The sequence below is a fragment of the Serratia sp. (in: enterobacteria) genome (assembly GCF_046715635.1).
Taxonomy (GTDB): domain Bacteria; phylum Pseudomonadota; class Gammaproteobacteria; order Enterobacterales; family Enterobacteriaceae; genus Chania.
The window spans coordinates 1-11,932 of record NZ_JBKJYW010000070.1 but is presented as its reverse complement, the minus strand read 5'-3'; the positions used below and the strand labels follow the sequence as shown (position 1 = coordinate 11,932).

The following is an 11,932-nucleotide window of genomic DNA, read 5'->3' as shown; positions in this document are numbered from 1 at the left end:
TCGCCGCCGGTACTCGCGAACTGCGCCCCAATCAGGAAGTGCGCGCCTGGGTCCGTGAGCGAGGTCTGTAATGAAACTGACAGAGAACTTTATCAACAACGGCACCCGTATCTGGTTGGCGATCCTGCTGCTAGGCATTGGCGGCGTACTGGCGTTTCTAAACATCGGCAGGCTGGAGGATCCGGCCTTTACCATCAAGACCGCGGTGGTCGTCACCCGTTATGACGGCGCTTCAGCCCAGCAGGTGGAAGAAGAGGTCACTCTGCCACTGGAAAACGCCATTCAGCAGCTTCCTTATATTGATAACGTCACCTCCATCTCCAGCGTGGGGCTATCGCAGATCACCATTAATATCCGTGCCGAATACGGTGCCGCTGAGCTGCCACAGATCTGGGATGTGCTGCGGCGGCGCATTGGCGATGCGGCAATACGTTTGCCGCCCGGAGCCAGCCCCCCGATTGTGAATGATGACTTTGGCGATGTGTACGGCTTCTTCTTCTCACTGTATGGCGACGGCTTTAGCAATCAGGAACTGCGCAACTTTGCCGAGCTGTTACGCCGTGAGTTAGTGGTGGTGCCCGGCGTGGGCAAGGTGGGGATTGTCGGGGTGATCCCGGAAGAGGTGCAGATTGAGATTTCCCGCGCCCAGATGACCGCCGCCAATATTATCCCACAGCGACTTTACGATCTGTTGAGCCGGCAGAACGTGGTGTCCAACGCCGGGGATCTGTTGGTGGGCAGCGAGTCGATCAGGCTGCATCCCACCGGAGAATTCGCCAGCGTGCAAGAGTTGGGTAACCTGCTGATTAGCGAACCGGGTAGCCCCCGCAGCGTTTACCTGCGCGATATCGCCACCATCAGCCAAGGTGTGACCCACTCCCCCAATAATATCTATCGTGCCAACGGGCGGCCTGCGCTCTCCATCGGCGTATCCTTTGCCCCGAATGTGAACGTGATTGTAGTGGGCGAAGCGGTCAAAGCCCGGTTGGCCCAACTGCAAGCCGAACGCCCCGCCGGGATGGACATCAGCGTTTTCTACGATCAGTCGCATGAAGTGGAAGGTGCGGTGAATGGCTTTATCATGAACTTCTTGCTGGCGCTGCTGATCGTGGTCGGCACCCTACTGATCTTTATGGGGGTGCGCAGCGGGCTGGTGATCGCCGCCTCTTTGGCGCTGAACGTGCTTGGCACCTTGCTGATCATGAAGCTGTTCAATATTGAGCTGCAACGCGTTTCACTCGGGGCGCTGGTGATTGCCTTAAGTATGTTGGTGGATAACGCCATCGTGATCGTCGAGGGTGTGCTGGTTGGGCGGCAACAGGGTGAGAAGACCCTGCAGGCCATTAATAACGTGGTCAAACGCACCATGTTCCCGCTGCTGGGGGCTACGGTGATTGCCATTCTGGCGTTTGCGCCGATTGGCTTATCCAACGATGCCACCGGGGAATACTGTAAGTCGCTGTTCCAGGTGCTGTTGATTTCCCTGATGCTGAGCTGGTTCACCGCCTTGACCCTGACGCCGGTATTCACCAAATGGGCGTTTGAAAAACAGAAAATGGCCGAGCCAAAACCCGATGAGCCGGTCAAATCGCCTTATGATGGTTGGCTGTTCCGCGTCTATCGTAATCTGTTGGGTAAACTGCTGCGCCAGCGCACTATTACTCTGGGGGTGCTGGCCGCACTGATGGTCGCCTCGGTGATCGGTTTTGGCAACGTGCGCCAAAGCTTCTTCCCACCGTCCAATACGCCGATCTTCTTCGTCGATCTCTGGCTGCCCTATGGCACCGATATCGCCTACACCGAAAAGATTGCCGCCGAGATCGAGCAGCATATCCAAGCGCAAGACGGCGTCAGCGATACCATGGTCACCATCGGCCAGGGTGCCATGCGCTTTATGCTTACCTACAACGCACAGCGGCAATATTCCAACTATGCACAGATCATGGTACGAGCCAAACAGCTTAACCAGATCCCCGGCATGATCGGCCAAATCGAGGGCTACGTACGCAGTAATTTCCCCCAGGTGAACGCCCAGGCCAAGCGCATCATGTTCGGGCCTTCGAATAACAGCTCCATCGAAGCGCGCTTTATCGGCCCGGATCCAAACGTACTGCGGTCATTGGCGGCCAAGGCAGAAACCATTGCCCGTGCTGACTCAAATGCCGACGGTGTCATGCACGATTGGCAACAGCGTAGCAAGGTTATTCGCCCACAGTTCTCGGATTATCTTGGCCGTGAATTAGGGGTGGATAAACGCGAAATCGACAGTGCGCTACGCATGAGTTTTGGCGGGATCGCCGTTGGCCTATACCGTGATGGCACCCGGTTAATGCCGATCGTGCTAAGAACGCCAGACTCGGAGCGGCTGAATGCGGAACGGCTGAACGACGTGATGATCTGGAGCCAGGCACGGCAGGCGTTTATTCCCATCGACAACGTGGTCAACGGCTTTACTACCGAGTGGGAAGATCCGTTAATCATGCGCCGGGATCGCAAACGCACCCTGACGGTTCAGGCCGATCCTAGCTCACAGAGCGGTGAAACCTCTGCCGAACTGTTGCAACGCATCAAACCGGGTATTGATGCCATCCCATTACCACGCGGCTATGAACTGAATTGGGGCGGCGACTATGAAAGTACCAAGGAGGCCCAGGCCGGGCTGTTCACCAGCCTGCCGGTAGCCTTTGTGATCATGTTTATCATCACCGTGCTGATGTTCAGCTCGCTGAAGAATGCCGTCGCAATCTGGCTGACCATCCCGCTGGCGCTGATCGGAGTCACCGTGGGCTTCCTGCTAACCGGTATTCCGTTTGGCTTTATGGCGCTGATTGGCCTGCTGAGTTTAAGCGGCATGCTGATCCGTAACGGCATTGTGCTGGTAGAGGAGATTGGGTTACAGCGGCAGGAAAAACCGATCCTGGAGGCCATTATCGACGCCTCTACCTCGCGTTTGCGCCCTATTCTGCTGACGGCCTTTACCACCGTACTCGGCTTGGCCCCGCTGCTGAGCGATGCTTTCTTCCAGAGTATGGCGGTGGTGATCATGTTCGGCCTGGGCTTTGCTACCGTGCTGACGTTGTTGGTCCTGCCGGTGATCTACAGTTGCATGAATTCGGATAAGCAAAAGGTAACGCCGCAAACCGAGGCTAAAACTTAACGCATGCGCCCGGTTGAATATTTGTCTTCAAGCGGGCTATTGCAAACACGGGCATTGGTTTACTGTGTAGCCAGTTCAAAACCAAACACGGAGAAGTGCAAAGTGATTAAAGAAACAATCCTGGGATGTTCGCTGCTGTTGCTCTCTGCCACTACGTTGGCCGCTGGCTGTGACACCCCACGTACCCCTTATGACGTGACCTACTGCGCGGCATTGGAGATGGTACAGCTGGATCAAGAGATCAATGTGCAATACAAAAAGGTGATGGGGCTGCTGACTCAACCGCAAAAGCAGACGCTGAAGCAGTCGCAGATCGAATGGCTGAAAAGTCGGGACAGCCAATGCAGCGACGATTCCATGATCAATGTCGCCTGCTCAAACAAGACCATGCAAAGCCGTATCGATTTTCTGAAAAGCGTGGAACGTGAGTGCAAAAGTACCGGCTGTGATAGCAACAAGCTGGCTCAACAGCAGTAATAGAATCGGGGCGCCTATGCTGCGCCCCGACTGAAAAAATCACTATTTGGTTAACGCGATAATGCCCAAAGTCAGGCCAGCTACCGCTGCCGCCCCGCCTGCAATCGCCCCGGCGGTTTCCCAGTTATCCTGAGTGGTGCCTTTCATGCAGGTATTGGTATGTACCAAACGGCCTTGGTCATCATAAACCGGCACGCAAGGTGACTCGGTAGCACACCCAGACAGTAAAACGGTCAACAGGCCCGCTGCAATAAACTTACTCATACTCACACCTCGGCATTCAACAGCCAAAAAAACATCAAAATGAATGAAATCGCGCCACTGTACCACTGATGCCCATCACGATGGATCCGGAAAAGTCGCAAAATGTGTGGGGGTGAAACAATTAAATTCGGACCGGTGCGAGAACAGGAAAAGCCAGGCATCGCTACGGGCTCCCAACTTACGCATACAGCTACACTTATGTGCGCTGATGGTTTTAATACTGCGTTGATGAGCAACTGAATTTACTGCATAAGGATTTTTATGGCTTGCAGGTGTTGCGTCGCCTCATACCAGCGATCACAGCTCCGGTGTGTTGGATGGTTCCCTCCACCGGAGCGTGGCGTCATAGTCTTCCAGTGATACCAAGCCACCATAGGGTATGAGACAGGTTGAAGTGCGTTGCGTACCATAAACTTGTTCTGCCCGCTCCCACAGGCTTGTCGGTATCACCAGAAACTGCAGCGTATCGGCTATTCCACCCAGGAAGAATAGCCGGAACACATACTGGCTGCTCATCAACGTCTGCAATCTTTCCAATTCGTCATCGAACACGTCACTGCCCATTGAGGAACAGGCGAACTGGTGTACATTCCCTGCAAAGTGGACAGCTGCCACTTCATCGTCAATCTCGACGGTCAAAACGTCAGGCCCCAAATACTCCGCTAAGTATTCGAGAAATACGTCCATACCCTCTTTCCAATCCAGCGCGATGTCAAACACGCTGCTGAAAACATCCAGATAATCATCCTCAGGGCCATAACCACTGAGAATGTCCGGGTGACGCGCAATAAGCGATGCTTGCACCTGGCGCACATTGGTTTGCTTGGGATCCTCAAAGAGCGAACTTAACTCTTCCCAGGTTGGTCTAATCATTGGGGAACTTCCTTGTGGTTTTATTCTTGCCCTCACTCTAGCAGCAGAATGGCGGATTGGGTCAAGCAAAATCAATATCATCTATTGCGTCGAAAAACGCTGAATAAAGACGATTTATTGTTTATAGCCGAAATGTTAGCATTGCAAGGCGGCTTAAAATGCTGCTGTACCCCCCCTCTCGTATTATCGCGGCTGCTGACCCCCGATAACACCGATGAGGCATCAACATGACTGACATACGTGGCCGGGCCTGGCGCCTGGTCAATAACCAACGCAACAAACACCGTGAGATGGGGGATTTTCAACCCAAGTTCACCAAAGAGAAGCAGTGGAAAATGCTCTACACCCGCTCAGATAAAATAACGCGAGCGAGTCAATTGGGTATTGAGTATCCACAGGTATCCCGCGCCGTAGCCCGGCGTAACGCACTCGATGAGATCGAATAACCATGAATGTGCTGTTTGTCTGCAGCCGTAATCAATGGCGCAGCCCTACCGCGGAACGTATATGGCAACGGACTCCCGGCCTGACCGCAAGGTCGGCCGGGACCAGCCGTAATGCCATAAAAACGGTGACGCCGGAGTTATTGCACTGGGCAGATATGATTTTTGTCATGGAGCAAAAACACAAAAACCGGCTGGTGGCCGAGTATCGCCGCCTGCTGGAACATAAACCCCTGCACGTTCTCGATATCCCCGATGACTATCAATATATGGATCCTGAGCTTATCACCCTGCTAGAGGAATCTACCGAGCCATTCCTGTCACCTTTCATCCTGAAATAATCATGTCTCGGGCACATACCCCCCGGCAGCAGTGAACTCACTCTGGAAGATGACGGTGATGAAATCTTTATTGATATCCCTACCCGCACGCAGACATTGCACATCAGCGAGAACATCCTTGCCGCAAGGCGCGAAAATTGGCAGCCCGTGGTAATTACAGCACATCAGTGGTTCAGTCAAAAAAAGACCGATAACACCTTGCCGTAAAGATGTTGTATATTAACGCCGCTATCATTCGCCACGCTTTAGTGTACGCAATGATAGTGGCAGGAAAATACCTCTGGATTGCCAAACATCCTGCTCAAAAACACAAAAACAGGTCAGAACCCTGACGATTTAGTTTGATTTTTTTAAAAAGGATTTCTATGAACAAGCTATTTGCTACCGCCATTGTTACCCTGCTGCTGACTGGCTGTGCTCAACAAACCTTCAACGTGAAAAGCGAACCCGTTGCGGCACCAAAGCAAGTGACTACCCATCACTTCTTCGTTAGCGGTATTGGCCAACAAAAAACCATTGATGCCGCAGCCGTTTGTGGTAGCTCTGACAAAGTGGTTCGCACCGAAGTACAGCAAACCTTTGTCAACGGCCTGCTGGGTGTCGTAACTTTGGGTATTTATACCCCGCGTGAAGCTCGCGTTTACTGCGCAAACTAAGTTTTGGCAGTAATGTACGTTGAACTGACTTGCTTGCAGTGAGCAGTTTATCGTAAGCAGCTAATGGAGCCTGAGTCTGGTAATCTACCCGGCTTGGGCTCTTTGGTTTTAAGCCGTCCGTGTAGATGCCACGATATAGGCTATCTTGACGCTGACCCGATCTGCCAGTGTCAGGATTATCAGAACCTGGTGGTGACGAATATCAATATTATCGCTAACGATAATAAAAAAATCACATGCCACAGTCACCTTTCGCGCCGTTAGTGATAACAGTCTCACCACTACCACCACATTTAATTGAGTCGCTGAGAATGGGCGGTGATTTATTGACGATATTTTTGATGCCAAGCAAAACAGCGTTCGCGAGGCTGTTAAGGCAAATAATAAAACCCTGCATATAAAGGGAGAAACATTGCCATAATAGCCTACTTGCCTTGGTCATTTGAGGGTTCACTGCGAACGCCTGACGCTATCGTGCCCTGCGCTTTTTCATCACGCCATTGCTTGCGCAAAGAAAACATTTTCTTTAGGGCACGTCGAATGGTGGTTATCCAGCCGGCCGGCCGGGGATCCGCCAACATGCTTAATGCACGTGCATAGTCAAGCGTCAGTCCTGGTGTCCAAGCCATCGTTTTTGCGCGTTTACGTATTTGTACCGCCACCCATAATTCCGGCGTCGTAAGAATTTTACTCAACACCAACCAGTGACCACGCTGTCCCCATATCTTAGCCACTACGCCTTCCAGCGCCGCTTCAAGCCCCCGCGCCACACTGCTCGAGCAGTTACGATGTGTGAGATTATAAGTATTGTCTTCACGATAAACGTCCCAGAACCGTTTCAAACGTTCAGCATCGTAGTTTCTGATCCGCACGCGCTGGGTTGAAGGACACCATGCACCGGACTCAGTCACATAATCCGGTTGGAATTTCCCTTCTACATTATTGTCTGCGGTTGCCCGCAGCAAGCGGCTAAATTGATCTGGCGACCGGTCAATATCGACTGCTGGATACAGACTGATATAAATGCCTTCTGGAGATTCAAGTGCAGCATGGCCAGTGGAAATCACCCCGTTTTTATCCACCGCCGCAATATAACGATCAATAACAGGATGAGGCACTGTTGCACTCTTCGAGGATCCAACTGGAGTCCAGACATGTATGGTCAGCGCAGGTTCATCATCAGCCGGAGGGCCTTCCCATTCAGTCACCAAAGGCGTGGTTACTGCGCTACTGGCTTCCTCTGCGGCCTTATTACCCAAAACCGCGGGGTTGACCTCTAGCTTTTTGACGCGCATCGCCAGCATAACCATATTCCAGCCACCAAACATCAACCCCAGTCCTAAACAATAAGGCACGGTGCCGATATAATGGGTCGGATAAGGCTGAAAGAAGAAAATCGCCAACATGACTTCCAATACACCGCCAGCCACCACCAACTTCCAGTTTTTATAGCGCACGACCCCAGCGGAGACAATTTGCAATAGTCCATCGGCCAAAAACAAAGTGCCAAAAATCATCGATAGAATAAAATGGCCATGATGTTGCCCACTCAGGATCAATACCGCGGCCAGTGAAAATGCGCCTCCTTTTACATAACGCAAGGTACGTTGCCCGCCGATGCCGGTATGCGCGACCATCAAGGTCGCCAGTCCCTCAACCAACAACAGGAAAGCGAAGGGATGCAAAGGGAAATAAATCGCGTTATCTAACGCATCGATGAAAACGATTAAGCCAGCTAACACACCTAACCAACCGGCAGTCATCAACCCTCGCCAGCGGTGGCGCAAATAATCAACCCCCAGTAAAATCATTACCAACTGAACCATGCCTTATCCCCTCTGCTCATCGCTTTTAATTGTAAGGCGGCTTGTCAGAGCTACGCAGAAGCGGTCTTCCAAGATGGCATGAGTATAGTTTCCTCCTCTGAAATCACCCAATTTGTGGTTTCAAAGTGTATAAGTACCACAACGCACATTTCTATACAGGATAGTGGGTTGATTGGGGAAACACGGGTTGAACCAAGTTGACATGGAAAATGTTCACGGTCATTCGTAGAGCCCCTGTTCCTGCTTGAGTTTATGCATTTTGGTTTTGGCCTTGTCGATCTGTTCATCCGTCACGCCGCGTTCTTTCAGTGCTGGCCGGATTGTTTCTATGTTTCGCTCCAGTGCGGCCCGTAAGTTTCTGGAATCCGCCTCTATCTGCACTGAAGTGTTCCTGCCACCATAGGTAGTACTCAGCTTTTGATGAATGTCAGAGGGAATGACGATAGCAGCTACATCCTTGGCCGCTTTAATTATCTCTTTGTCTTGCGCATCTGGATTCATCCGTTTAAACTTTGCACGCACTGCCGATGGCATATGGTCTGCTTGCATACTGCTTAATAAAGATCATTAAGAGAGGAAAAGTCTCATGAAATACCTTGTTCTTACGCTGGCGTCATTGCCAGCTTTCGCCCATGTAGGGCGCATTGCGTTAAAATATTTTAATAACACCATCATCAATTGCGATAGAAAATTCAGCCGTTACTAAATGCGAGTCTGACTTCTCAGATTTAATGTCATAGGCGATTGAATACCGATCACCGGATGTAAATTTAAATCCGAACAGGGGTAAACATTCCCCCTTAGCTGCATAAACAGGTTTATCGTCAAAAATTTTGTGAAGAGAGTTACTTTTATCGCTGTTTATTTGAATAGCTGTAATCCGTTCTTGTGGTTTCAGTGGCGACACCACACAAACATGATTATCTTGAATAAACACTGTTGTGGATCCTCGATCTACCCTTCGATCACCTGGCCCAGGGCATCCGATCAAGAGAAATACAACAGCCAACAACATCCTATTCTTCTTCATAATTATCGTCCTTTCCCTGTAACTATTTTCTGATAAAGCGAAGGTACATCCCGAATCCCATCTCCTCCCCTGTACATACCCATTCGCCCTGGTCTCTGATAGTAAAGCCATTTATCATCCCCATAAACCAGTAACAACCAATAATCAGCCAATATAGATGCTTGCTGTTCAAGAGAATAATCTGTCAGCTTATCTTTATCCAGTTTATAGGTGTATTCAGCAGCCCAGCTAAGAGCGCCTCGTAGTCTAACCCATTGCCCGTGTTGGTGTTGCCATACATGGCCTAGCTCATGGATAAAAACATATTTATCTTCAACAAAAACTGAGTTTGAAGAAAAATCTTCTTTATACATCGGCTTTCTGTACCATAGCTCCCCATTTGGGGCCATAGCATAGTTTTGTTTCTGCAAACCGAACGGTAAATAGCTGTCACAATGAATCCAGACACGACCATAAACTATCGAATCACCAAAAACTCGACGAGCCATTGCAATCTCGCCTAACGTCATACGGCGTAATGTTCCTTCCTCCGCCTGCGCGCTCATAATCCGCCCTCCCTGTAAGGTATGCTTTCCATGCAATCAAACTTTGGATTTATCTCTACTTTCAATGCCCTTAGGTTATCTTTCGTTCATCATTTGTGCAACTATCTGATTTTAAGCAACAGAAGCCATAAAGCCCCGTTAGTGGTACAAGCAACAAGCGGAGCTTAGCGACTTCATCAGATTTTCAGAAAGATTACACCTTATCAGGGTGCTCATGTACCTTTCGGAGCATGAGCGAAACGCTGGCAGAGCCTGCATATCGTGTGCAGATACACAACTGCGGGTTGACCTGTTTATGCAGCCACAAGGCCGCACATTGGGCTTAAATGCGTATGATCAGTCTGGTGTAAGAGACAATACCCGGATCAGGCTTTTTGTTGTGGGTAAATCGTCGTTCAATGGTAGAACGATCACAGACAACTTATGTAAAGTAAGTTATTGATAGCGGAACACATTCAAGCCAACTTTTGGCGGTGTTTTGCAATAAGGGGACAAAGCTGGAGCGGGTGAAGGGAATCGAACCCTCGTATGCAGCTTGGGAAGCTGCCGTTCTACCATTGAACTACACCCGCTTAGGTGTGCGACTGGCATTATAACCGGTTATGCGCGCCGGGCAAGCGAAGATAACGCATAACTGCCGATGTTTTAAGCGGTTAGCAACAACCTACTCTCTTCGGGCGAAAAAAAACCGGCACAGTCGGCTGCACCGGTTTAATCACTTGGCGAACGTTACTTGCTCGGGCGCATGGCCGGGAACAGGATCACGTCGCGGATGGTGTGGCTGTTGGTCAACAGCATCACCATACGGTCGATACCGATGCCCAGGCCCGCGGTTGGCGGCAGGCCGTGTTCCAGCGCGGTGACGTAGTCTTCGTCGTAGAACATCGCTTCGTCGTCACCAGCATCCTTTGCGGCAACCTGGTCAGCAAAACGCTGTGCCTGATCTTCTGCGTCGTTCAGCTCCGAGAAGCCGTTACCAATTTCACGACCGCCGATAAAGAACTCAAAGCGCTCGGTGATTTCCGGGTTCAGATCATTACGACGTGCCAGCGGAGAAACCTCTGCCGGGTACTCGGTGATGAAGGTTGGCTGGATCAGATGGCTTTCGGCGGTTTCTTCGAAGATCTCGGTAACCACGCGGCCCAGACCCCAGCTCTTCTCAACCTTGATGCCGATCGATTCCGCAATCGCCACGGATTTAGCCATATCGTTCAGATCGTCGAGGTTGGTTTCCGGGCGATATTTCTTGATCGCCTCACGCATGGTCAGCTTGTCAAACGGCTTGCCGAAGTCGAACACCTCATCGCCATAAGGCACTTTGGTGTCACCCAGCACGTCTTGAGCCAGCGTACGGAACAGCGACTCGGTCAGTTCGATCAGGTCTTTGTAATCCGCATACGCCATATAGAGTTCCATCATGGTGAACTCTGGGTTATGACGTGGGGAAACGCCTTCGTTACGGAAGTTACGGTTGATCTCGAACACGCGCTCGAAGCCACCTACCACCAGGCGCTTCAGATACAGCTCTGGCGCGATGCGCAGGTACATGTCGATATCCAGCGCATTGTGGTGAGTAACGAACGGACGAGCAGACGCGCCGCCAGGGATCACCTGCATCATCGGGGTTTCGACTTCCATGAAGTCGCGAGCCACCATGAAGTTACGGATCGCCGCCATCACCTGCGAACGGATCTTGAAGGTGTTGCGGGATTCTTCGTTGGCGATCAGATCCAGATAGCGCTGGCGATAACGGGTTTCCTGATCGGCCAGGCCGTGGAACTTGTCTGGCAGTGGACGCAGTGCTTTGGTCAGCAGACGCAGCTCGGTACAGTGGATAGACAGTTCGCCAGTTTTGGTCTTGAACAGCTTACCGCGCGCGCCGAGGATATCGCCCAAGTCCCATTTCTTGAACTGCTCGTTGTAAACGCCTTCAGGCAGGTCGTCGCGTGCGACGTAGAGCTGAATGCGGCCACCCACGTCCTGCAGCGTTACGAAGGAGGCTTTACCCATGATACGGCGAGTCATCATACGGCCAGCCACGGTCACTTCGATACCCAGTGACTCCAGCTCTTCGTTTTCTTTGCTGCCGTATTCGGCATGCAGCTTGTCGGAGGTGGTATCGCGACGGAAGTCGTTCGGGAACGCAATGCCGTTCTCACGCAGCGCGACCAGTTTTTCCCGGCGCGACTGCAACTCGTTGTTGAGATCCAACGCCTGTTCGGCGCCTTGTGCTTGTTGCTCAGACATTTCTGTTCCTCATAACCCGGCTTTCAAACTTGCCTCAATGAATTTATCCAGGTCGCCATCCAGTACGGCCTGC

The 11,932-nt window shown here is 51.3% G+C and carries 13 protein-coding genes and 1 tRNA gene; 6 read left to right on the top strand and 8 right to left on the bottom strand.

Annotated elements, in window-relative coordinates; translation table 11 throughout:
- Positions 1-70 precede the first annotated feature (70 nt).
- Both ACLQ7H_RS03430 and ACLQ7H_RS03425 read left to right on the top strand, forming a co-directional pair.
- Entirely contained in the window at positions 71-3,157 is a 3,087-nt protein-coding gene (locus ACLQ7H_RS03430; protein ID WP_411751458.1) for an efflux RND transporter permease subunit, read from the top strand.
- A gap of 102 nt (positions 3,158-3,259) precedes the next feature.
- Positions 3,260-3,634 (top strand): lysozyme inhibitor LprI family protein, encoded by a 375-nt coding sequence (locus tag ACLQ7H_RS03425; RefSeq protein WP_411751457.1) that lies wholly within the window; start codon positions 3,260-3,262, stop codon positions 3,632-3,634.
- 42 nt (positions 3,635-3,676) lie between these two features.
- Here ACLQ7H_RS03425 and ACLQ7H_RS03420 read toward each other — a convergent pair whose 3' ends face one another.
- A complete protein-coding gene (locus ACLQ7H_RS03420; RefSeq protein ID WP_411751456.1) occupies positions 3,677-3,898 on the bottom strand; it encodes a hypothetical protein in 222 nt (73 codons plus the stop codon).
- 297 nt (positions 3,899-4,195) lie between these two features.
- Positions 4,196-4,771 (bottom strand): hypothetical protein, encoded by a 576-nt coding sequence (locus tag ACLQ7H_RS03415; RefSeq protein ID WP_411751455.1) that lies wholly within the window; start codon positions 4,769-4,771, stop codon positions 4,196-4,198.
- Between the two features lie 227 nt (positions 4,772-4,998).
- Here ACLQ7H_RS03415 and ACLQ7H_RS03410 point away from each other — a divergent pair, with 227 nt between their 5' ends.
- The 4 genes from ACLQ7H_RS03410 (at position 4,999) to ACLQ7H_RS03395 (ending at position 6,211) form a co-directional block, all read left to right on the top strand.
- The gene (locus ACLQ7H_RS03410; RefSeq protein ID WP_411751454.1) at positions 4,999-5,217 is read left to right on the top strand and encodes a hypothetical protein; all 219 of its coding nucleotides are present in this window, start codon (positions 4,999-5,001) and stop codon (positions 5,215-5,217) included.
- A gap of 2 nt (positions 5,218-5,219) precedes the next feature.
- Positions 5,220-5,555 carry a low molecular weight protein tyrosine phosphatase family protein gene (locus tag ACLQ7H_RS03405; protein WP_411751453.1) on the top strand — a complete coding sequence of 112 codons (336 nt, stop codon included), beginning with the start codon at positions 5,220-5,222 and terminating at the stop codon, positions 5,553-5,555.
- Between the two features lie 15 nt (positions 5,556-5,570).
- Positions 5,571-5,762, top strand: coding sequence for a hypothetical protein (locus ACLQ7H_RS03400; protein ID WP_411751459.1), 192 nt, complete (start codon positions 5,571-5,573; stop codon positions 5,760-5,762).
- A 158-nt stretch (positions 5,763-5,920) separates the two neighbouring features.
- Positions 5,921-6,211: a Bor family protein gene (locus ACLQ7H_RS03395; RefSeq protein WP_411751452.1), complete on the top strand. Its 291-nt coding sequence runs from the start codon at positions 5,921-5,923 to the stop codon at positions 6,209-6,211.
- Between the two features lie 425 nt (positions 6,212-6,636).
- Here ACLQ7H_RS03395 and ACLQ7H_RS03390 read toward each other — a convergent pair whose 3' ends face one another.
- The 6 genes from ACLQ7H_RS03390 to lysS all read right to left on the bottom strand — a co-directional run bounded on the left by ACLQ7H_RS03390 (position 6,637) and on the right by lysS (position 11,859).
- Positions 6,637-8,037 (bottom strand): HdeD family acid-resistance protein, encoded by a 1,401-nt coding sequence (locus ACLQ7H_RS03390; RefSeq protein WP_411751451.1) that lies wholly within the window; start codon positions 8,035-8,037, stop codon positions 6,637-6,639.
- Between the two features lie 219 nt (positions 8,038-8,256).
- Positions 8,257-8,571: a hypothetical protein gene (locus ACLQ7H_RS03385; RefSeq protein ID WP_411751450.1), complete on the bottom strand. Its 315-nt coding sequence runs from the start codon at positions 8,569-8,571 to the stop codon at positions 8,257-8,259.
- A 115-nt stretch (positions 8,572-8,686) separates the two neighbouring features.
- Positions 8,687-9,067 carry a putative T6SS immunity periplasmic lipoprotein gene (locus ACLQ7H_RS03380; protein ID WP_411751449.1) on the bottom strand — a complete coding sequence of 127 codons (381 nt, stop codon included), beginning with the start codon at positions 9,065-9,067 and terminating at the stop codon, positions 8,687-8,689.
- Between the two features lie 2 nt (positions 9,068-9,069).
- Positions 9,070-9,612 carry a type IV secretion protein Rhs gene (locus ACLQ7H_RS03375; RefSeq protein ID WP_411751448.1) on the bottom strand — a complete coding sequence of 181 codons (543 nt, stop codon included), beginning with the start codon at positions 9,610-9,612 and terminating at the stop codon, positions 9,070-9,072.
- A 498-nt stretch (positions 9,613-10,110) separates the two neighbouring features.
- Positions 10,111-10,184, bottom strand: a tRNA-Gly gene (locus ACLQ7H_RS03370).
- 157 nt (positions 10,185-10,341) lie between these two features.
- A complete protein-coding gene (lysS, locus tag ACLQ7H_RS03365; RefSeq protein ID WP_411751447.1) occupies positions 10,342-11,859 on the bottom strand; it encodes a lysine--tRNA ligase in 1,518 nt (505 codons plus the stop codon).
- Between the last annotated feature and the right edge of the window lie 73 nt (positions 11,860-11,932).

Excerpts from the sequence above, each read along its gene's own strand:
- ACLQ7H_RS03430 (WP_411751458.1), top strand. The coding sequence starts at position 71 with ATGAAACTGACAGAGAACTTTATCAACAACGGCACCCGTATCTGGTTG.
- ACLQ7H_RS03420 (WP_411751456.1), bottom strand. The coding sequence starts at position 3,898 with ATGAGTAAGTTTATTGCAGCGGGCCTGTTGACCGTTTTACTGTCTGGG.
- ACLQ7H_RS03415 (WP_411751455.1), bottom strand. The coding sequence starts at position 4,771 with ATGATTAGACCAACCTGGGAAGAGTTAAGTTCGCTCTTTGAGGATCCC.
- ACLQ7H_RS03410 (WP_411751454.1), top strand. The coding sequence starts at position 4,999 with ATGACTGACATACGTGGCCGGGCCTGGCGCCTGGTCAATAACCAACGC.
- ACLQ7H_RS03405 (WP_411751453.1), top strand. The coding sequence starts at position 5,220 with ATGAATGTGCTGTTTGTCTGCAGCCGTAATCAATGGCGCAGCCCTACC.
- ACLQ7H_RS03395 (WP_411751452.1), top strand. The coding sequence starts at position 5,921 with ATGAACAAGCTATTTGCTACCGCCATTGTTACCCTGCTGCTGACTGGC.
- ACLQ7H_RS03390 (WP_411751451.1), bottom strand. The coding sequence starts at position 8,037 with ATGGTTCAGTTGGTAATGATTTTACTGGGGGTTGATTATTTGCGCCAC.
- ACLQ7H_RS03385 (WP_411751450.1), bottom strand. The coding sequence starts at position 8,571 with ATGCCATCGGCAGTGCGTGCAAAGTTTAAACGGATGAATCCAGATGCG.
- ACLQ7H_RS03380 (WP_411751449.1), bottom strand. The coding sequence starts at position 9,067 with ATGAAGAAGAATAGGATGTTGTTGGCTGTTGTATTTCTCTTGATCGGA.
- ACLQ7H_RS03375 (WP_411751448.1), bottom strand. The coding sequence starts at position 9,612 with ATGAGCGCGCAGGCGGAGGAAGGAACATTACGCCGTATGACGTTAGGC.
- lysS (WP_411751447.1), bottom strand. The coding sequence starts at position 11,859 with ATGTCTGAGCAACAAGCACAAGGCGCCGAACAGGCGTTGGATCTCAAC.